The sequence below is a fragment of the Nitrosomonas ureae genome (assembly GCF_001455205.1).
GTDB lineage: Bacteria > Pseudomonadota > Gammaproteobacteria > Burkholderiales > Nitrosomonadaceae > Nitrosomonas > Nitrosomonas ureae.
Genome location: NZ_CP013341.1, coordinates 3,129,476 through 3,151,804 on the forward strand (window position 1 = coordinate 3,129,476; position 22,329 = coordinate 3,151,804).

At 43.6% G+C, this 22,329-nt stretch carries 17 protein-coding genes; 7 read left to right on the plus strand and 10 right to left on the minus strand.

The window, feature by feature from the left end; genetic code table 11:
* Positions 1-40: 40 nt before the first annotated feature.
* Genes ATY38_RS14490 through ATY38_RS14500 form a run of 3 tightly spaced genes read right to left on the minus strand, consistent with a single transcriptional unit; the run spans position 41 to position 4,759 of the window.
* Positions 41-2,296, minus strand: coding sequence for a TonB-dependent siderophore receptor (locus tag ATY38_RS14490; protein ID WP_062559914.1), 2,256 nt, complete (start codon positions 2,294-2,296; stop codon positions 41-43).
* Positions 2,297-2,340: 44 nt separating this feature from the next.
* Positions 2,341-3,645, minus strand: a complete 1,305-nt coding sequence (locus ATY38_RS14495) for a lysine N(6)-hydroxylase/L-ornithine N(5)-oxygenase family protein (RefSeq protein ID WP_235590322.1) — start codon at positions 3,643-3,645, stop codon at positions 2,341-2,343.
* Positions 3,646-3,652: 7 nt separating this feature from the next.
* The gene (locus tag ATY38_RS14500; RefSeq protein ID WP_062559916.1) at positions 3,653-4,759 is read right to left on the minus strand and encodes a GNAT family N-acetyltransferase; all 1,107 of its coding nucleotides are present in this window, start codon (positions 4,757-4,759) and stop codon (positions 3,653-3,655) included.
* 296 nt (positions 4,760-5,055) lie between these two features.
* Between ATY38_RS14500 and ATY38_RS14505 the strand changes: the two genes are divergently transcribed.
* The 5 genes from ATY38_RS14505 to ATY38_RS14525 all read left to right on the plus strand — a co-directional run bounded on the left by ATY38_RS14505 (position 5,056) and on the right by ATY38_RS14525 (position 12,529).
* Positions 5,056-6,726 (plus strand): cyclic peptide export ABC transporter, encoded by a 1,671-nt coding sequence (locus tag ATY38_RS14505; protein ID WP_062559917.1) that lies wholly within the window; start codon positions 5,056-5,058, stop codon positions 6,724-6,726.
* Positions 6,727-6,730: 4 nt separating this feature from the next.
* Entirely contained in the window at positions 6,731-7,981 is a 1,251-nt protein-coding gene (locus ATY38_RS14510; RefSeq protein WP_082633056.1) for a PepSY-associated TM helix domain-containing protein, read from the plus strand.
* A gap of 115 nt (positions 7,982-8,096) precedes the next feature.
* Positions 8,097-9,710: a long-chain-fatty-acid--CoA ligase gene (locus ATY38_RS14515; RefSeq protein WP_062559918.1), complete on the plus strand. Its 1,614-nt coding sequence runs from the start codon at positions 8,097-8,099 to the stop codon at positions 9,708-9,710.
* A 71-nt stretch (positions 9,711-9,781) separates the two neighbouring features.
* Positions 9,782-12,007 (plus strand): penicillin acylase family protein, encoded by a 2,226-nt coding sequence (locus ATY38_RS14520; RefSeq protein WP_062559919.1) that lies wholly within the window; start codon positions 9,782-9,784, stop codon positions 12,005-12,007.
* Between the two features lie 177 nt (positions 12,008-12,184).
* A complete protein-coding gene (locus ATY38_RS14525; RefSeq protein ID WP_013647734.1) occupies positions 12,185-12,529 on the plus strand; it encodes an exosortase system-associated protein, TIGR04073 family in 345 nt (114 codons plus the stop codon).
* Positions 12,530-12,746: 217 nt separating this feature from the next.
* Here ATY38_RS14525 and htpX read toward each other — a convergent pair whose 3' ends face one another.
* The 6 genes from htpX to argH form a co-directional block, all read right to left on the minus strand.
* A complete protein-coding gene (gene htpX / locus ATY38_RS14530; RefSeq protein WP_062559920.1) occupies positions 12,747-13,640 on the minus strand; it encodes a protease HtpX in 894 nt (297 codons plus the stop codon).
* Between the two features lie 167 nt (positions 13,641-13,807).
* Complete coding sequence (gene ftsB / locus ATY38_RS14535) at positions 13,808-14,116, minus strand: cell division protein FtsB (RefSeq protein ID WP_062559921.1); 309 nt, start codon at positions 14,114-14,116, stop codon at positions 13,808-13,810.
* Positions 14,116-15,399: a phosphopyruvate hydratase gene (gene eno / locus ATY38_RS14540; protein WP_062559922.1), complete on the minus strand. Its 1,284-nt coding sequence runs from the start codon at positions 15,397-15,399 to the stop codon at positions 14,116-14,118. Before eno ends, ftsB begins: the two co-directional genes overlap by 1 nt.
* Positions 15,400-15,536: 137 nt before the next feature.
* Positions 15,537-17,213 (minus strand): CTP synthase, encoded by a 1,677-nt coding sequence (locus ATY38_RS14545; protein ID WP_062559923.1) that lies wholly within the window; start codon positions 17,211-17,213, stop codon positions 15,537-15,539.
* Between the two features lie 87 nt (positions 17,214-17,300).
* On the minus strand, positions 17,301-18,185 hold the full coding sequence (locus ATY38_RS14550) for a fructosamine kinase family protein (RefSeq protein WP_062559924.1): 885 nt from the start codon (positions 18,183-18,185) through the stop codon (positions 17,301-17,303).
* Positions 18,169-19,605 (minus strand): argininosuccinate lyase, encoded by a 1,437-nt coding sequence (gene argH, locus ATY38_RS14555; RefSeq protein WP_062559925.1) that lies wholly within the window; start codon positions 19,603-19,605, stop codon positions 18,169-18,171. The genes ATY38_RS14550 and argH overlap by 17 nt, the downstream gene beginning before the upstream one ends.
* A 241-nt stretch (positions 19,606-19,846) precedes the next feature.
* On the opposite strand from argH, the gene ATY38_RS14560 reads away from it, so the two are divergent.
* On the plus strand, positions 19,847-20,461 hold the full coding sequence (locus tag ATY38_RS14560; RefSeq protein ID WP_062559926.1) for a hypothetical protein: 615 nt from the start codon (positions 19,847-19,849) through the stop codon (positions 20,459-20,461).
* A 74-nt stretch (positions 20,462-20,535) separates the two neighbouring features.
* Here ATY38_RS14560 and murA read toward each other — a convergent pair whose 3' ends face one another.
* Positions 20,536-21,786 (minus strand): UDP-N-acetylglucosamine 1-carboxyvinyltransferase, encoded by a 1,251-nt coding sequence (gene murA / locus ATY38_RS14565; protein WP_062559927.1) that lies wholly within the window; start codon positions 21,784-21,786, stop codon positions 20,536-20,538.
* Positions 21,787-21,935: 149 nt separating this feature from the next.
* Here murA and ATY38_RS14570 point away from each other — a divergent pair, with 149 nt between their 5' ends.
* Positions 21,936-22,325: a RidA family protein gene (locus ATY38_RS14570; RefSeq protein WP_062559928.1), complete on the plus strand. Its 390-nt coding sequence runs from the start codon at positions 21,936-21,938 to the stop codon at positions 22,323-22,325.
* The last annotated feature ends 4 nt before the right edge of the window (positions 22,326-22,329 follow it).

Here is a 22,329-nt window from a genome sequence, read left to right on the forward strand (position 1 = left end):
CCAAAGAAGGGGATTATGAATACGAATCCAGCGAATGTATCTAGAATCTGAAAGCCAACGTACCGATCACCGTGCGCTCGGTACCTAGATAGTGCCTGCCGAAGAATGTCGAAGCAATATATTTATTATTAAAGATATTGCTGGCATTGACGGTAAAAAGCATGGGTCCTCTTTCATAGCGTAGCGTGGCATCAAATAATGTAAAGGATGGTGTAGTGCTTATATTATCCTCTTCATTAAATACCCTACCGATATACCGAACACCACCTCCCAACCCAAAGCCCCGCAACCAATCAATACCCAATGCTCCGAAAGAATAATCCAGCCACCCGGATGTCATAGTCGTTGGCACTTGCACGGGCCTCTTACCTCTGAAGTCAGTATCCTTGACATTTTCCACATCATGATAAGTAAAAGAACCGATCATATTCAGGCCTCGCAATAATTCCGCGCGCGCTTCCAGCTCGACGCCGCGCGACCGTACTTCACCCAATTGCATAAAGCGAAAACCCGTTTCATCGGTTGGATCCCGCGATAATACATTGGTTTTGGAGAGATCAAAAAATGCAGCCGTGTATAAACTTCTTCCTCCCACAGGCTGGTATTTGATGCCCGCCTCAAATTGTTCACCGCGTGTGGGATCAAAAGGTTTATTATTTGAATCAAAACCGGCTTGCGGCAGGAAGGATTGTGAATAACTGAAATAAGGCGCAATGCCATTCGAAAACAGATAGGTCAAGCCCGCCCGTCCGGTAAATGCGCTATCTTTGACCCGGGTTGTTGAAACACTCAACAAATCATTATCTTTAGAATGAATTCTGTCATACCGCCCACTCAGTGTCAGAATCCAATTTTCGTTGTACCGTATTTGATCTTGAATATAAAAACCCAGTTGATCAATTCGTTGTTTTGCATTTATCCCAAGCACATCCGGCCTTGGAATCGGCACACCATACACAGGATTCAAAAGATCAATGCCAGGTGGAACGAAACCATTATTGTAACCTTCAAAATATTTAAGAGAAGCATTAGTCTGATTCCAATCCGCCCCTAACAATACCGTATGATTAAACGGGCCGGTATCAAGCTTGCCTTGCAAATGCGTATCAAGAACAATCTGACTTAACCTTTCGTTGGTAGCATAAGTACCCCTGTCGGCGAATGTAGGTCGATCGGCCGTAAGGAATCCGTTCGAAAACAAATCCTGGAAATTTCCGGTTTGCTGTGTATAGCGAAAATTTTGGCGCGCAGTAAAAGCTTCATTGAAATGATGTTCAATTTGATAACTGAACGACGCTTGGTTGGTATTGTATCGTGAAAATTTCGGATCGCTTTGCAGTACATTTGAGAAACTACCATCGGGTGCAGCAATATAAAATGGCGATGAGCCACTACGATTTTGCAGTATGTCACCCATCAATGTAATGGATGTGGCATTTGTAGGACGCCAGGTTATTGATGGCGCAATGTAAAAGCGCTCAATCTGCGCACGTTCGCCGCCGGTGTTGGGATACCTGACTTGCGTGCCTGTCTCTAGCGCCGTCGTGACTAATCGAAACATTATAGTTCCATCCTTACTGACAGCACCTACATCAGCCGCAATCCGCTTACGATCAAAGTTACCGTACTGAAACTCGATTTCACGTACTGGGTTAGCATTGGGCCTTTTAGTAACACGGTTGACAATACCACCGGCATCACCACGGCCAAACATGACTGAAGAGGGACCGCGCAGCACATCAACTCGCTCTAGGCCATAGGTCTCCGTGATAAAAGAATTAAAAAATAACCCTTGCGCTGCATTACTCAGACCATCACGAAAATTTGCATTCGGATTGCCGTTGAAGCCACGCATCAATATATATTCAAAACCACGGCCATCAAACCCAAACTGATCAACAGTAACACCAGGGACATAGCGTAAGGCTTCGGTAAAATTCTGTACACTTCGCATATCCATTTCATGGCGTGTTACCACGGAAATTGATTGTGGGATCTCCAGAATCGGCGTATCCGTCTTTGTTGCGGTGATGCTACGCTTGGCTACATAACCGGCAACTTCATCAGCGGCCTTTCCTTCGACTGTAACCATAGGAAAGACGGGGGGATCGGTTTTTTCCGATTCTGCTTTAGGTACAGATGCTGGTTGCGGACTGCTTGATGTAGCAGATTGCGCTGAAGACCCTTGTTTGGATTGTGCATGACTGTCAATAGGTAATGAAAAGATCATCAACTGCGAGGCAAAAAACATGAATGCATATTTCGAAATAATTTTAATATTGTTCTGAGGTTTCATCTTAAATTTCACAAAAAATTAGCTATTTATTTTTTATACACTAACTAAGCCAATGCGGAAGTTACTGTACGCTGAGGTTGAGCACTGTTTGATTGATTGATGACATTCATCAATTCTTGTGCTATTTCATCGGTACGCACTGCAGTTACTGACAGCAAGGTATCGCTTAAGCCATGACTGTTCTCACAAGCACCTTGAAGAAAAATTGCCGGCTTAAACGATGGTGCGCTGTTTATCCGGTATTGGCGGTTAACAGAGCAATCCTTCAAATAAGGCATGAGCGGCGCAAGCAATGATTTGTAATGATCGCGGTGATACCCTGTTGCCAATACCACCGCGTCATAAGTTGAGGTTTTCTCACGATCGTCATTCAAGTCATGGAGAGTGAATTGAATCTCATCTGATTGAGCGATTGCTTTTCTGACTACATGACGCCGTAAAAAACGATGCCGCTTTATATCAGCTACTTTCTGCTGATAAAACACGTTATAAATTTGTTCGATCAGAACCAGATCGGGTGCCGCATAATTGGTGTGCCAAAATTCACCTAGAATTCTTCCCCGCTCTTGCTCCGGGGTGTTAAAAACAAAATCGGTAAAATCGGTATTAAAAATTTCATTGACGAATGGACTATCATCCGATGGCTTGATTGAGCGGGCGCGCATAATCAGATCAATTTGCGTGGCATCAGAACGATGATGCAAATCCATAAAAATTTCTGATGCGCTCTGCCCTGCGCCCACTACAGCAATTTTCCTGGCCTGCGCATGCTGTTTAATTTGTTTCAAATAATCATTTGAATGAAAAACCCTCGGATCATCTTTTATTTGTGCAAAACTTTCCGGAATCCTGGGTTGACCGCCAATGCTGATCACCAGGCTTCGTGTTAATCGTTCATGAACAATTTGTCTTTTGTCTCTGGACCGGACTCGCAACAATGAAATCTCATCGCTGAATTTTTCCGGTAACACTTCAATCACCTCTTCACCATATGCGCAACAGTGATCAAAATGCCCCGCGGCCCACGCGAGATAATCATTAAACTCACGACGACTCGGGAAGAAAGTTTTCAGATTAATAAAATCCTGCAATCGACTTTTCTCGTGTAAGTAATTGATAAATGTGAAATGACTGGCCGGATTGCGCATCGTGGCCAAGTCTTTAAGAAAAGAAACCTGCATGTGTGCGTTATCCAGCATCATGTTGGCATGCCATGCAAAACTAGGCTGCTTCTCAATAAAAAAGGACTCGGTGGGATAACCAGCCTGTTTTTTCTCTTCGAGCGTTATAGCAAGCGCTATGTTGGATGGGCCAAAACCAATACCGATCAAATCAAAAATTTTCATCATGAGATCCTTAAGATAATGCGACAGACTGGGGTAACGAAATGCGACGCGGCACCCATAGTTGTTCAGCAAAAAAATGTTCCCGTGACAACATGCCAAGCATCGCGCGCTTGTGAGGAAAATCGAATTCCTTGATATTTGCATAGCCGCACTGCGCTAGATTTCGTATCATCTTATGGTTATCAATGCGCGGCTCGATCACAAGACGTTGTGTTCTATCATCATCAAGAAACAAATAATGCGAAATGGACGGTAGCCAGGCTGTAACAAAAGGCTTGCCACGCATTTGGGGCTCTCCGATCAATACGTGCCAGCCACGATCAAAATCATTGACATCGTAATAGGGCGAAATCCGGTCTTCCTTGGCCCAATAAATTTCGAAATAACCGAATGGCTCATCGTCAAAGCAGCCCATCAAACCCATTACATGCGGATCAGCTTCGATAGCAGCAAGATAAGCACGATGTTTGGATAAATCCCCTTCTTCCTGCCAGAACTCTGCCACGACTGGATCATTCATCCAGCGATTGAAACAGATCAGATCAGTTACCGAATCAATTGTCCGAAAAATCAAGGTACGGCCCAGCCACGAAATATACCGTTGATAAACTTTACCGATGGGTTTTGGGCGACGTAGCGGATGACTCCGTCCATGACTTACGACATAGTGAATGGGAAAAATCTGAACAGGCGTCGAAGGGCGCCATACTCTGGCTTGCTGCCAAAAAATATCCACATAAACAAAAACCTGATTATTCGCATCCTTAATCAAGACACCTGAATCAAAAAGCTCGTTGAGATGATCGTTTGGAATCAATAGAGATAGTTTTTTCTGATGCGGATAGTTCACTACCGAAGCTTCTATTGCTGCCAATAATTCGGTCGCTTCAGGATATTCATGAGAATAATCTGCCCATTCCAAGTTTAATTGGTCAGATTGTTTATATAAATGCCAGACCGTTTCTCTCCCGTTTTCATTTTCTTTCACACGTAAAGTTTTATCTTCATAAGTGACGCCATAGCAAATTTGATTCGGACGAGATACCAAGCGAACCGGAAGTATCCGTTCTTCCATCAATAATTCACCAGGCTGATCATTTAATTGAAACTGCTTCATTCATTTCCAATGAGAGATTATTTTTGTAATTTCTTTATCTATTTTTGAAGACGAATGAGAAGTATTATTATTTATTATTTTTACTTTTTGATAACTATTCCACTCATCTTTCAGGGCAATTCAATAAAATTGGAGAATGGCTCTGCCACTGACAAATAGCGAGAAATGACCGCCCACAAATACTTCTTCAGTTAATCGTTTAACTACTTAAAATTACTGCCTGCGTCAGCTCAGGAAAGTAAATATTTGCTTTCATCATTCGTCACTATTGATATCTTTTCCGAAATGGATAAATCATGTTGAAGTATCTTATTAAACAATCCAAACCTTTACTTTTAAGCGCGTCAATTGCCAGCATAGTGCATGGAATTTGTAGTGTTCTGCTGCTTGCACAAATCAGCGCCGCACTGACAACCGCCGAATCGGATAACGGAAAAATGGCACTCATATTCGCAGCAACAGCATTCTGCGTCATGGTGAGTTATGTGGTAGCCGCCATTTTATTTGAACGGCTAGGACAACGCGCGCACGCCGAGCTTCGCGGCTTTATTGCAAAACGGGTGATTGTCGCTGATTACCGACAACTCGAATTACTGGGCGCAGCGCGCATACAATCCGCACTTTCCGAACATTGCACCCGTGTAGCCGAATTTTTCGTTAGTTTCCCGGTAATTCTGACAAATGCTGTTGTAGTTGCCGGCTGCTTGGTTTACATGGCTTTTCTGTCATGGCAGGTTTTCTTATTAGCGCTCCTTGTCATCGGATTTGGCTCGCTTGGATATCATCTTGCCCATCTTCGCGCCATACGACACCTGGATATTGCTGCTGAGGAACAGGATAACTTATTTGCTTATTTTCGTTCACTCACGGACGGTGCAAAGGAATTACGTCTCAATCGAGACAAGCGCGCTGCTTTTTATAATGATGTGCTCGGGCAATCAATTGAGAAAGTGCGTAAAGAACGGACGCTCGGCATGTCCATTTTTGTAGCTTCAGCAGGCTGGGGGAATTTTCTGATTTATGCATTTATTGGCATGGTGTTATTCATGCTAGTGGGCGATGTTCCCGATCGAACATTGATCATGACGGGATATGCGTTGGTATTTGTTTATATGTTGGGACCGCTTGAAGCTCTGTTATTGAATATTCCCCGCGCAAATCTGGCACAGGTTTCGGCTGAACGCATCGATGAAATTACGCGCTCCATGTCTTCTTCCGAATCGCAAACCCATAAAGTTGAATTGCCGCCATTGCAATCCATCAAGCTGGAAAATGTATTACATCGCTATTATCATGAACAGAAAGATGAAATGTTTACGCTAGGCCCAATAGATTTACAATTTCATCCTGGAGAAATTACTTTCCTGGTTGGAGGTAATGGCAGCGGCAAAACAACTTTAGCAAAATTGCTGGTAGGCCTCTATCCTCCGGAAGAAGGAAAAGTTATTCTTAATGGCGTAACTATCGATGATGTGAATCGTGATTATTACAGGCAATTCTTTTCGACAATTTTTTCCGATTTCCATCTTTTTGATCGATTACTTGAAGACAGGCATGAAAATGATCTGGATAAAAAGGGGAACGAGCTTTTAACGAAATTGCACTTACAGCATAAAGTAAAAGTCCAGAATGGTGCCTTTACTACGCTTACGTTATCGCAAGGACAGCGCAAACGCTTGGCTCTTGCGATCACTTATCTTGAGAATCGGCCATTTCTGGTATTCGATGAATGGGCCGCTGATCAGGATCCTGTTTTTAAGGAAATCTTCTATCATGAATTGCTTCCCGAATTACGTGCAATGGGTAAAACAGTACTAGTCATTTCCCACGATGATCGTTATTTTCACTTGGCCGATCACCTTATCCGCATGGAAAACGGTCGTTTGACTCAGGTTGATGCGCAGTCATCAAAAACCGAATCTGAAGCAATCGTCTCACCGCTGATAACCGCCCATGGCGTAGCTTAACATTATGAAAAAATATATTGAATCTGCAATACCGGCTGCAATTGAGCAGCAAGAAAAACAATCCGGAAAATCCAGAGTAAATCGTCAGATTCTAACGCTATTACATCGCTGGGCTGGTCTTTTTTTAGCTGTCTTCCTCTTTATCTCGGGCCTGACCGGCGCAATCATTTCATGGGATCATGAACTCGATGAATGGTTAAATCCGCAATTATTCGACAGACAAAGCCAGGGGGATCCGCTGCCTCCGACCATCCTTGCGGATCAACTTGAAGCAGCTGATCCCAGAATACTCATCACCTGGCTACCGCTAACTATCGAGCCTGATGAAAACCTGGGACTGGGCGTGAAAGGACGCATAGATCCGAGTACAGGCAAGGCATTTGATTTGGGATTCAATCAAATCGCACTGGATCCTGTGAGTGGAGAACTACGTGGCTCCCGTATGTGGGGCGAAATCTCGCTCACCCGCGAGAACTTCATTCCCTTTCTGTATAAACTGCACTATAGCATGCACATTCCGGATGCTTTTGATATTGAATTAGGCATTGTATTAATGGGCATTTTGGCAATTGTGTGGTCCATCGATTGCTTCATTGCACTATGGATTTCATTTCCCAATTTTGAAGTCTGGCGGAAATCATTTGCTTTTCGCTGGCGACAAGGCAGTTATAAGTTGAATTTTGATCTACACCGTTCCGGCGGGGTATGGCTATGGGGGCTATTATTGATACTTGCCGTGACAGCAGTCTCGATGAATCTTAAATTGGAAATCTCCCGACCCATCGTCTCAATCTTTTCCACCCTTACCCCCGATCCCTTTGCAATACGTACTCCTAATCCACATGATGAACCTATCGAACCCATGATTGCTCGCAGCGAAATCATCGAACTAGCCCATGCGGAATCGCAAAAAAGGAATTGGAGCATTCCATTAGGAGGCATGTTTTATGATCCGGAATATGGTATTTATGGTGTTACATTTCATGAACCGGGACAAGATCATGCAGAGTTTGGCCTTGGTAATCCCTGGCTTTATTTCGACGGCCAGGATGGCTCTTTATTGGGAGAAAAAATACCTGGAACCGGGAGCGCAGGCGATATCTTCCTGGACGCTCAATTTCCGTTACACTCCGGACGGATCCTTGGCCTGCCCGGACGCATCATAATCTCGGTGCTGGGATTACTCGTTGCCATGCTTTCAGTAACAGGTGTTATTATCTGGCAAAGGAAACGCTTGGCGCGCGCTCAAAAATGATCAATCCGAATCCTTTTAGTTATCCGGATTGAAAGCCGGTTGAAAGATAAGTACACAACATCAAGCATTCTCATAGGAGACACAATCCTCCTAATGGTTATGCGCTAAAACAAATATGACATCATACCCACTGTTACTGAAACAACTTTGGCATACACCACTAGCGAATGCAGCCAATCAGGAAATTGTTTATCGCGATCAATTACGCTTGAGTTACCGTCAGGTATATGATCGCATTGGACGGTTCGGTGCCGCATTGGCCGCATATGGTTTGCAGCAGAACGATGTAATTGCAGTTATGGATCATGATAGTCATCGCTATCTCGAATGCTATTTCGCGATACCAATGTATGGTGCGACATTGATGACAGTCAATACTAAACTGACACCGACACAGATTGCCTATACCTTGAATCATTCCCGCGCCTCGATGTTGCTGCTGCATGCGGATTTCATTCCGATTATCGAGAGTATTCATGCAGAATTGCCTGGAATACAAAAGTATATTGTCATGGCGGATAAAACAGCAGTACCACAAAGCATTTTGCAATTTGATAATGAATATGAATGCTGGCTGGCAGATCAAAAAGACGGCTTTAATTTTAGTGATTTTGATGAAAACACCCGGGCGACAACTTTCTATACCACAGGAACGACTGGTGTGCCTAAAGGTGTTTATTACACGCACAGGCAATTAGTATTGCATACCCTAGCAGCAGGTATGGCCTTAACTGCACCGGCAGCACAGCAACGTTTTCATTCCGAAGATGTTTATATGCCACTGACACCGATGTTTCATGTGCATGCCTGGGGCATTCCTTACATCGTTACATTGCTTGGTATAAAGCAAGTTTACCCAGGACGGTACGCACCCGATATGTTGCTGCGATTAATTCGTGAAGAACAGGTTACATGTTCGCACTGTGTACCAACCTTATTGAAAATGATGCTGACCGCGGCACAAGCAGCCGGAGTGGATCTTCGCGGCTGGAAAGTCGTTATTGGTGGATCGGCATTGCCCCAGGTACTGGCCAGACAGGCATTGGAAATGGGGATCGATTGCTTTGCCGGGTATGGTTTATCCGAAACAGCACCTATACTTACGTTGGCGCAATTAAATGCTACTGCACAAGATCCGATGACAGATGATACATTGGCAAAATTATGCTGTGCCGGGCGTGCAATACCCTTGGTGGATCTGCAGATCGTCGATGAAGTAATGCAGTCACAAGCACATGATGGTCAAAGCAGCGGAGAGATTGTTGCACGCGCGCCGTGGTTAACGCACGGGTATCTCGATAATACTGAAGCCAGTGCGGCACTCTGGCGTGGCGATTATCTGCATACACAGGATATCGGCACCATGGATTCCAATGGTTATCTGTACATTACTGATCGTCTGAAAGATGTCATTAAAGTCGCTGGTGAATGGGTATCATCACTGGAGTTGGAAAATGCCCTCACTCAAGTCATCGGTGTCAAGGAAGTGGCAGTTATCGGTGTTCCGGACAAGCGTTGGGGAGAATGTCCGTTGGCATTACTGATCGTAGATAATAATCTGTTTAAAGAATCGGCTGCACAAGAACAGGTGCGTTTGTTTGTCGACCGCGGATCAATTCCAAAGCATGCGTTACTTACTCAATTCAAGCAAGTTGAAAATATCATTAAAACCAGTGTCGGTAAGATTGACAAGAAAGCTTTGCGCGCGGAATACGCTGTTGCACAATAAATCGCCAATGTTTTTATGTCTTCGGTTGTTTTAACGGGACTTATTACATCGTCGGAATTGAGGAATCCAACATGAAAAACCGATTTCGGTTGTACTTATTACGGTACATCATGCTACTGACCGCTCTACTTCTCGGTGCCTGTCAACCTGCTCAGCCACCTGCAAAGATTCATGATGGTGCGGAGATTTTGTGGGATACCTGGGGTATTCCGCATATTGTTGCCCGACAAGATAACGATGCCTTTTATGCTTTTGGCTGGGCACAAATGAGAAGTCATGCTGATTTACTGCTTAAACTTTATGCTATTGCACGCGGACGGGGCGCTGAATTTTTTGGCGAGAATTACCTGGCTGCTGACCGCTCCACCCGATTACTCGGCATTCCGAGTTTAGCCGAACAATGGCATGAGCAGCAAGATACTGATTTTAAGAGAAACCTGATAGCATTCTCTACCGGCATCAATGATTTCGCACGACAGCACCCTGAGTTAATTTCCGATACCGTAAAAGCCATACTGCCGGTGACTCCACAAGATGTGATTGCCCATACCACGCGAGTAATGACCGTCTTTATTGCCGGCATATCGGAATGTGGCGCAGTGTTGCCTGGCTTTGATTTTTCTGATCAACCGGCTGCTTCAAATGGTTGGGCACTGGGTGCTAATTATTCGGGCAGTGGAAATACCATGCTATTGGTTAATCCACATCTCGATTGGGGAGGATTGGAAACATTCTATGAAGCTCATATCGTGTTGCCACAGGTGAATCTTTATGGTGCGGCTTTAGTGGGTTCTCCGGTATTGCAAATTGCATTTAACGATTATCTGGGCTGGACGCACACTGTCAACCCCATGGATGGATGTGATCTTTATCATATGAAATTAACCGGTGATGTGCTTGATGATGGCTATTGGCTAGATGGAGTAAAGCAAAGCTTTTCTGTTACTACTGAAACTATTCAGATTCGTCAGTCGGATGATAATGTAGCAAGCGAAGCCTTCTTAATTCGAAGAGCTCGACAAGGACCGATAATTGAACATGCAGGACAAATCTTAGCGGTACGCTTGGCATTACTGGAAACACCGCTACTGGCCAATATGAACCGACAATGGTGGGAAATGGGGAATGCTGCTAATTTAGATGCATTTCAAAAAATTTTACAAGGCGGCCATTTACCTCTGTTCAATGTGATTTATGCGGATGTAGACAAACATATAATGCTGTCCTTCAATGGTATTATTCCGGTTCGAAACTTTGGGGATACAGCTTTCTGGCGCAAACCCGTAACCGGGGATGATTCACGTCTGATCTGGACGGAAACACACAGCTACCACAATCTGCCGAAATCAATCAATCCCGCATCAGGCTGGGTACAAAATAGCAATGGTGCACCCTGGTACATGACTATGCCTTTTCTCGACAAAAATAACTATCCCTCCAACCTTGCAGCGGATGTAACCAATAACCGTGAACTGCGGGGATTACAGATGCTGAATGCACATCAGCGCATGAGTTATGCAGAATTGATTACTGCCAAGCATTCTACGCGCGCACTGGTAGCCGATCAATTGCTCGATGATCTGATGGCATCTGCACATACGAGTGGTGAGTCGTCATTACAACAGGCCGCCGATGTGCTCAATCATTGGGATCGGCAGTATCTGGCGGAAAGCCGTGGCGCATTGCTTTTTAGCGTTTGGTTCGAAAAATGGGCTGAACGAACCATTACCAAAACTATCGAAGCTGACGCGAATTATGTGTTCCTCCCTGAGCAATTGCTTGGCGATCTTTTTTACGCACAACCATTTACTCCGTCAGAACCACTTATATCGCCTCGCGGCCTGGCTGACAAGTCATTGGCCGTATCGGCTTTGCGCGATGCCGTGGATGAACTACGAGCCAGTGCGAATGAGCTCGACATGCCGTGGGGGGATATTGCCCGCCTCCGTCGTAATGGGGTTGATTTGCCCGGTAATGGTTCTAGCACGGAACTAGGTGTTTTTCGTGAAATTGTTTATGAGAAGGATGAAGATGGTAAATTTAAATCCTCTTCTGGCGATAGTTATATTGCGATAGTTGAATTCTCACAACCTGTTCGCGCCCAAGTACTAACAGCTTATGGAAACGCCACTCAGGACAGCATTTTCGAAATGGGCGATCAATTGCAATTAACCGCAGACCAGAAACTGCGACCGGCTTGGCGCACACTGGAGGAGATTGAAGAAAATTTGGCAATGCACGAGCATTTAATCCCAAATTCTTCGATTAATCAAAATCGAGAGCCTGTTGCAAGATAAAAGAATTTATTCTGTGAGATTTAACGTTAGTTATATAAAAAGGGATCAATCACAATATATTTAAGCTTGATTTGTATGATTAATTCCGAAAGGGTAAACTGCTAGGGGATTTTTGCTTGTTCTCATTCAAGGCAAAAATTTAATAAATTCTAAAAACTGTATAAAGGAGATTGTTTGATGGGAAGTATTGTGAAATTATCTTTGGTGCTTGCGATTTCTTTTGTTTTCTCGTCTCAGGCAATTGCTTCCGGTAGTAACTTCAGCGCCTCGGGTGAAAGATTTGTAAGCGGAATAGCAAACGTGGCTACTGGGTGGGTAGAGCTGCCAAAGAATGTTGTGCTAACGGGACAAAAAGATGGTCCGATATATGGTATTACCGTTGGATTGGCAATGGGGCTCATGCATACGGTAGGTCGAACACTTGTTGGAGCATTGGATGTGGCAACCTTCTGGATGCCATTAAAGCCTTCAGTAAATCCACCTTATATCTGGGAAGATTTTTCGAGAGAAACTTCTTATTAATTTTTATTTTGCAGTGCAACTAATTTCATAAGAGATATTATTAATGCAGGAAAGGAAATGCTTCTTTTTAACTGTATTTGAGAATTGCGAATATTTTTTGTGTGATATCGATTGTGTCATACTTAAATAATAACCGCGGAAGCCCAGCATAATAAATAATAAGTTGTATAAAAATAAAACGCCATGCGATTCGCATGGCGTTTCTTATCATCAAATGTCAAAATCCAGCATGTTGTTGCGCTTCAAGTGCCGCGATTCTTTCTTCCAACGGGGGATGCGACATAAATAGCCTCGTTAATCCATTATTGCTTCCGGAAATACCAAAAGCAGCTAACTGATCAGGTAAGTGGGCCTGCCCCTGCGCTAGTTGTAATCGTCGAAGTGCAGCAATCATTTTTCCTTTACCTGCCAGACTTGCCCCACCTGCATCGGCACGAAACTCGCGTTGACGGCTAAACCACATGACAATGATACTAGCCAGAACACCCAGAACAATTTCAGCGATAATGGCGGTAACCCAGAAAGCAGGTCCGTGGCCTTCTTGAGTTTTGAATACGACACGATCTATCGTATGTCCAATGACGCGTGATAGAAAGATTACAAATGTGTTGACGACACCTTGTATTAGCGCCAATGTGACCATATCACCATTTGCGATATGACTGACCTCGTGGGCCAGTACCGCTTCCGCTTCATCCTGACTCATAGTATTTAATAATCCAGTACTCACAGCAACCAGTGCGGCATCTTTTGACATTCCCGTGGCAAAAGCATTGACATCCGGAGCCTCATAAATGGCTACCTCTGGCATACCAATACCCACAATCTGTGCCTGCCGCTGCACGGTGGATACTAGCCAGTGCTCTTGGGCGTTTCTCGGCATTTCAATGACTTGCGCACCAGTAAAACGTTTAGCTGTCCATTTTGACATCGCTAGCGACATGAAGGAGCCGCCAAATCCGAATACAGCTGCAAACAATAATACTGAATTAATATCCAGCCCAGTACCCTGTTCATCCAAAATTCTTTCGAATCCCAACAGTCGTAAGGTAATGCTAAGAACAACAATGATAGCCAGGTTAGTCATTAAAAAAAGAAAAATTCTTTTCATTTTTTGCTCCACAATGAGATTTAGTTTGACAGAAGTAATATGTCAATTATTTGCCCTTTTTCAAGCAAAATTTATTTAAGCTGAAGCTAGATTGGATAATTGATAAGCATCTGAATAACGATCATTTAATTATTGAGAGCTCAAATCGCTCAAGAATTCGGGCAGATTTATGGCGCGATATCTGGTTGGGAAGTTTGAGGTTGTGCGCTTCTGACAATCTGAAAAAGTACTTCCCCTTCCTTGATCATGCCCAAATCGCTTCGAGCGCGTTCTTCAATTGCTTCAAGTCCCTGTTTTAAATCATTGACTTCGGCTTCTAACTTGTTATTGCGCGCTTGCAACTGTAAATTATTTTTACGTGCCGCAACAACTTCTTGATCTACCTGTAGAACTCTTAACCAGCTGGCTTTACCAACCCACAATGAATATTGCATTGCGAAGACTAACATCAACAGTATGAAACTCAAGGGCTTCATTATTTAAGTTGATAAAACGCGCTCCGGCCGGCATATTTTACTGTATCTCCTAAATTTTCTTCAATTCGTAATAATTGATTGTATTTAGCAAGACGGTCGGATCTAGATAGTGAGCCAGTTTTGATTTGCAATGCATTGGCCGCTACTGCGATGTCGGCGATGGTGGTGTCCTCGGTTTCTCCTGAACGATGTGAGATGACTGCGGTGTAACCAGCACATTTAGCCATCTCAATGGCTGCGAATGTTTCTGTTAATGTGCCAATCTGATTTACCTTGATTAAGATAGAATTAGCAATGCCTTGCTTGATCCCTTCCCGTAAAATTCTTGCATTGGTGACAAAGATATCATCGCCGACCAATTGAATTGAATCACCCAATTTTTGAGTTAATAATTTCCACCCATCCCAATCATGCTCGCTCATACCGTCTTCGATACTGATAATGGGATATTTATCCACCCACGATAATAAATAATCGACGAATTGAGCTGATGTCAGATGCAAGTTATCAGAAGATAAATGGTATTTACCATCATGAAAAAATTCAGAGCTAGCGCAATCAATACCAATCGCAATATCTTTTCCAGGTTGATAGCCTGCTTGATCAATAGCTTCTACGATTAATTGCAAAGCTGCTTCATTGTTTTCCAAGTTAGGTGCAAACCCGCCTTCATCGCCCACTGTAGTAGGCATATTTTTGTTATTAATAAGCTTCTTGAGCGTACCAAAAACTTCGGCACCGCAACGAATGGCATCATGAAAATTTGAGATTCCCAACGGCACAATCATAAATTCTTGCATATCGATATTATTATTGGCATGTGCGCCGCCATTAATTAAGTTCATCAACGGAACGGGCATTGACATTGACGCAGCACCACCCAGATAACGATATAGCGGCAAACCTGATTCCTCGGCGGCTGCTTTGGCAACCGCCAGCGATACTGCCAGAATTGCGTTGGCACCAAGTCTGGATTTGTTTTCGGATCCGTCTAAATCAATTACAGTTTGATCAATGAAACTTTGATCAGTAGCATCTAAACCCAATAACGCTTCAGAGATTTCGGTGTTAACATTTTTCACCGCCTTAAGAACACCTTTTCCTGAATAGCGTTGTGCATCACCATCACGCAGCTCCATTGCTTCTTTGGTTCCAACAGATGCACCAGAGGGAACTGAGGCACGGCCAAAAACTCCCGATTCCAGCGTTACATCTGCTTCAATAGTTGGATTACCGCGAGAATCCAGAATCTCACGGGCGATGACCTCTACAATTGCACTCATGCTACATTTTTCCTGTTATTTACGTTTACTGTTATTAATTAATTGATGGCGATTTTGTGAGTACTACAACCACAATGATGTATCGATAATACCGATTATCCTTTTTTGTTTCTTGGCTCTAAGTTTTTTATGCTCCGTCAGTTGTTACGTAATGCATGAATTTTTTCATCTCCGGAGAGTTGATGTTTGCTGGCAAAATTTATTGCTGCTTGAACATAGGATTTGAATAATGCATGCCCTAACCGTGGTGTGGAAGTAAATTCCGGATGAAATTGACACCCCAAGAACCAAGGATGCTCAGCATCAGAAAGCTCTATCATTTCACATAGATTCTCTTCCTTGGAAAAGCCGCTGATGCAAAGCCCTGCTTTTTCTAATCTAGGAATATAGAGATTATTAACTTCATACCGATGGCGATGACGCTCGATAATGGTATCTTTACCATAGGTCTTCCAGGCAAGAGTATCTTTCTTCAAAATACATTCCTGTCCACCCAACCGCATACTCCCACCAATATCGGAATTTTCATCGCGTATTTCAATTTGGCCATCCCGAGTCCGCCATTCGGTAATCAATCCGATAACCGGGAACGGTGTATCGGGATTGAATTCAGTACTGTGGGCACCTTTCATGCCGGTTTTGTTACGTGCGTATTCAACTACAGCCAGTTGCATACCTAAACAAATGCCGAGGTACGGTATGCGATTGATTCGGGCAAAGTTGATGGCCATTATTTTACCTTCGACACCACGTTTGCCAAATCCGCCGGGAACCAGGATTGCATCCATTTCAATCAACCCACTGGTACCTTCTGTTTCAATATTTTCAGAATCAATGTAATTGATGTTAATCCGGCTGTGAGTATGGATGCCGGCATGAATTAAAGCCTCTGACAATGATTTATAAGACTCGGTTAAATCAACGTACTTACCCACAATGGCGATAGTAACCGTATGTTTGGGGTGCTCGAGCGCATATACTAGTTTGTTCCAGACACCCAAATCAGCAGGTTTTGCCAGAATGTTCAATTTATGACAGATAATTTCATCCAACATCTGTGCATGCAGTAACCCTGGAATTTTATAGATGCTATCCACATCGATGGCGGATATAACGGCTTCTTCCCGAACGTTGGTAAAAAGTGCTATTTTCCGGCGCTCATCTTCGGGCAGTTCACGGTCTGAACGGCATAGCAAAACATCCGGTTGAATCCCAATTTCACGTAATTCCTTGACCGAATGTTGAGTTGGCTTGGTTTTCAGTTCACCGGCCGAACCGATATAAGGCAATAAGGTGAGATGGATGAAACAGGTGTCCATGCGCGAATTTTGTACTGCCATTTGCCTGATAGCTTCCAGAAACGGAAGCGATTCAATATCGCCGACCGTACCGCCAATTTCAATAATCGCAATTTGCGCATCGCCTACGCCAGCTTGAATATAGCGCTTAATTTCATCGGTAATATGGGGAATAACCTGAACAGTACCTCCAAGATAATCACCACGTCGTTCCTTGCGAATAACACTTTCGTAGATTTGACCGGTAGTAAAGTTATTATGTCGAGTCATACGGGTAGTGATGAAACGCTCATAATGCCCCAGATCAAGATCTGTTTCGGCGCCATCCTCAGTTACAAATACTTCGCCATGCTGAAACGGACTCATGGTACCCGGGTCCACATTAATATAAGGATCCAGCTTAAGCATAGTCACTTTAAGTCCACGCGACTCAAGCAGTGCGGCAAGAGATGCAGCTGCAATTCCTTTACCCAGCGAAGAAACAACACCGCCTGTCACAAAGACATACTTAGTCATGAGTGGTTATCGCAATTTGAATAATTCATTGGAACAATAAGATGGTGTTTTTATGTCGTTTGAATGGACAATTTGATTCTGAATTTATCAGCGAATTTCTGCAAGCAAGTTACTCATCATTTGTTGGGCTTGATAGTAATAACCGCCGCCAAAAAAATTTAAATGATTAAGAACATGGTACAGGTTATAAACTACTTTTCTAATATTATAACCGGAATCCAGGGGATAGTCACAGCGGTAAGCAGAATAAAAATCAGCTGAAAATCCACCGAAAAGTTCAGTCATGGCAATATCAGTCTCTCGATCGCCGTAATATACTGCGGGATCAAATAACACCGGTTCTCCTGTCTTATCATAAGCATAATTACCGCCCCAGAGGTCACCATGTAATAATGAAGGTAATGGCGGAGTGTCTGGAAGAAGCTTCTCCAGATTCACCAGTAATTGCTCTCCCAACTCTTGCAACTTTCCATTAAACCCATTGTTTTTAGCCAGCTCGAGTTGACTGCCTAAACGATGCATGCGCCAGAATTCGACCCAATTAGAAGAGATGGTATTAATTTGCGGATTTTTTCCAATGGTATTGTCGCGAATCCAACCAAATTGATTACAAGTCGTACGATGCATAGCAGCAAGTTGTTGACCCAGATCGGATGCTTTGCCGCATTTGCCATTATTGATATCGAGATACTCCAGAATGAGCCATGTTGCATGAGCGTCTTGCCCGGAACAAATGGGTATTGGAACACGCACAGTGCGTGATTGGTGAATTTCCATGAGACCAGCAGTTTCGGCCTCAAACATGGCTAAATTTCCAGAGGTATTTAATTTGACAAAATAGCGTTGTTTTCCGTCTGCAATACAATAAGCCTGGTTGATACAACCGCCGCCAATGGAATGGGCCTCTTTAACTTCGAAGAAACTATCAGTGGCAGCAGAAATTTGTCCGCTGATTTCATGCCATGCTTGCATGTTTTAAATTTTCTGCAGTTAACCACTCTTTGGCTTTTTGAATGGCTGTTTGTACCTGTTCAGGTGCTGTGCCACCAGTGTGTTTTCTGCTTTGCATCGAACCTTCGAGGGTTAGGACAGCGAAAATATCGGATTCGATTTGTGAAGAAAATTTTTGCAACTCATCAAGCGCAAGATCACTAAGATCACAATCTTTCTGTTCCGCAAACTGCACTGTTTTCGCTACAATTTCGTGTGCATCGCGAAAAGGAATGCCTTTTTTAGCCAAATAATCGGCCAGATCGGTAGCCGTGGCATAACCGTGCAAAGCCGACTGGCGCATCACTAGCTGATTCACTTGCACGCCGGTGAGCATATCGGCGTAAATCCGCAGCGTATCTGTTAAAGTATCGACAGTATCAAAGAGTGGTTCTTTGTCTTCCTGGTTATCCTTGTTATAAGCCAGTGGCTGCGCTTTCATCAATGTCAGCAGCGCTATTAAGTGACCGTTGACGCGCCCGGTTTTGCCGCGCACCAGTTCCGGCACATCTGGATTCTTTTTCTGTGGCATGATCGAAGAGCCGGTACAAAACCGATCAGCGAGTTGGATAAAACCGAATGCAGGATTCATCCATAAAATGAATTCTTCCGACATGCGGGATAGATGCGTCATGATCAACGCTGCGCAGGCACAAAATTCAATGGCAAAATCCCGATCTGACACCGCATCCAAGGAATTTTGGCAAACACTATCAAAACTCAATAATTGCGCCACCCGTTCGCGATTGATCGGATAGCTGGTGCCAGCCAATGCGGCTGCGCCCAGTGGTAATTGATTCACACGCTTTCTGCAATCGCTCAGTCGCTCAGAGTCGCGTTTTAGCATCTCAAAATAAGCCATCAGATGATGGCCGAAGGATACAGGCTGAGCGACTTGAAGATGCGTAAATCCAGGCATGATCGTGTGAATATGCTGTTCCGCCAAATTTAACAAGGCAAGTTGCATGGCTTTAATCAAATTGGTGATCTCATCAATTGAAGCGCGCAAAAATAACCGAATATCGGTAGCAACCTGATCATTACGTGAGCGGCCGGTGTGTAATCGCTTGCCAGCATCGCCGACTAATATGGTTAAGCGTTTCTCAATATTTAAATGAACGTCCTCGAGTTCTTGTAACCATATGAATTGATGCAACCGTATTTCATCGCGGATTTGATATAATCCATGCCGGATGGCCGTAAAATCTTCGTTGCTGATAATTCCCTGCTCTGCAAGCATTTGGGCATGAGCCAACGATCCCTGAATATCATATTCAGCGAGACGCTGATCAAAATCAACAGAAGCGGTATAACGTTCCACAAGGGCGGAGACCGGTTCGTTGAAACGCCCGGACCAAGTGTTCTTGTGGTTTTCTTTTTTCGCTGCAGAATTATTATCCATTATATCGCTGAAATTCCTTGTTTTCCGTATAAAGTGCCATGAAGCATTTATTATAGAGCAAAATACGAGCGAGTTATTTTGAGTAATAACGATTCTGTGCAGAGCATGGTGTTGCAGTTATGATGTAAAAATAGCAAATCATGCGCAAAACCACTAGTTAATTGATACACGCCACTTTTACTTCCTCCGGGATTAGTGGATAATTTGCATTCCTCGCTACCAATAACACAAGGAGTTATCCATGACAGCTAATAACAAGCAAAACCAGAGCCAACAATCGCCAGTTGATAACTTGTTTTCACAATTAAGTGCCAAGTTTGAGTGGCTGGTGAAAGTCCCGACGATGCAGCTTCCAGGTAAGTACGCAGTGATTCTGGTTGGAGTTATCGTCGTTATTTTTGCTTGGAAGATCATTGCCGTCAATAAAGCAGAATCTGACATGGCCAAAAAGCTTGAGCATGAGCGTGTGTTGATTACACAACAAGCCCGTGAATATGCTGATCATCAATATATTAAAGAAGAAGAACGTTTTGGCCAGATTTTGTCCTGGGCGGTTCGTGGTGAGTTGATTCGTAATAATATTGATCAGATAGATCAATATCTCAGTGAAATTGTCAAAATGAAGGATACTGAGCGTGTCGTGTTAATAAATGACGATGGAAAATTATTAGTTTCAACGGACAAACGATTGGAGGAAGCCAATGGTACGGAGTTGTTTCCTAGAGAAATTCTAAATTTGCAGAAAATTACTGTTAGATCGGATGTGGATGGCAAAAAGATATTGGTTGTTCCTGTTATGGGATTGAACAAGAAAATTGCAACAGTTATTGTTAGCTATAAACAACAGAAACTTTAGTGTAAATTAACTATAGGATAGTTTGTTTTTTTGTTCTTAGTCAAAAAGCTTTTGCAATTGCAAAGGCTTTTTTATTAGGTGCGTCGGATCTGCGCACCCAATGTCGATAATTTTCCTTCAATATTTTCATAACCACGATCCAAGTGATAGATACGATCGATTACAGTCTCTCCTTGTGCCACTAAGCCAGCAATTACAAGACTTGCTGAAGCGCGCAAATCTGTCGCCATGACATGAGCGCCATCGAGCTGAGGAGCGCCATGGACAATGGCTGCATTGCCTTCAACTTCGATATTCGCATTCATGCGTATTAATTCTTGCACATGCATTAAACGGTTTTCAAAAATCGTTTCTGTAACGATGGCTGTTCCAGAAGCGACACAATTCAATGACATAAACTGTGCTTGCATATCAGTTGGGAAGGCTGGGTAGGGAGCGGTGCGTACATTGATTGATTTCGGTCTGGTGTGCATTTTTAACCGAATCCAATTGTCATTGGAATCAATATCAGCGCCTGCCTCGATAAGTTTATCTAAGACTGCATCGAGTAAGTGGGGGGCTGTTTCTCTTAAGAGAATTTCACCACTGGTAGCTGTAGCTGCGACCAAGAAAGTTCCGGTTTCTATTCGGTCGGGCATAACCGTGTGTTCAGCACCGTGCAATGATGGCACACCTTCTATGGTAATGATATCAGTACCTGCACCATGAATTTTTGCACCCATGGCGATGAGACAATTGGCCAGATCTACGACTTCTGGTTCGCGGGCAGCATTTTCAAGTATTGTTGTGCCTTCCGCCAAGGTTGCGGCCATCATCAGGTTTTCAGTTCCAGTTACAGTGATGATGTCAAGTACAATGCGGGCTCCATGTAGTTTCTTCGCTACGGCATGAATATAACCGTGTTTGATATGGATTTCGGCGCCCATTACCTGCAGTCCTTTGATATGTTGATCAACAGGCCGCAAGCCGATTGCACATCCACCCGGCAAGGAAATATTGGCTTCTCCTGCGCGAGCCAGCAATGGCCCCAGTATCAGAATAGCTGCACGCATGGTTTTAACCATTTCATAAGGGGCGACAAGATGAGTCAATGTTGAAGCTGATAGCGTTATTTCCGAAACATTGGGTGCAGTGACATTTATTCCCATCTGTTTGAGCAGGGATAACATGGTGATAATATCCTGAAGCACCGGTACATTTTTTATTTTTAAAGACTCTTCGGTTAGAAGCGCGGCGCATAAAACAGGCAACGCAGCATTTTTGGCCCCCGAAATGGTAATTTCACCGTGGAGTGGTACACCACCCTGGATAATCAGTTTTTGCATAGTATAAAAAATTTAAATGAATTTTAGTGCTGTTCTTGTGCGGTTGAAATGTACCAAAGTTCGCTGCATCATAACTTAATAGCGCAAAGAAGATTATGTAATAGTGTCAACTATATCAAAAATATCGAATCAATTTATAAGGAGAAAGAATGACTAAACATATAATCCACACCCTGAACGCACCACAAGCTATCGGCACCTACTCTCAAGCAATCCGGGTGAGTGGCAGTGATACTGTTTATCTATCGGGCCAGATCGGTTTAGATCCGGTCAGTATGCAAATGGCGAATGGGATCGAAGCGCAGATCCAGCAGGTGTTCTCAAATCTGAAAGCAGTGACAAAAGCGGGGGGCGGTAGTTTGAACGATATTGTGAAATTAAATATTTTTCTGACCGATCTCGACAATTTTGCATTAGTCAACGAAATCATGGCCAGTCATTTCTCACAACCTTATCCTGCGCGCGCGGCAATCGGTGTCAAAGCCTTACCGCGCGGTGCATTGGTTGAAATGGACGGGGTCATGGTACTGCAGGAATAAAACA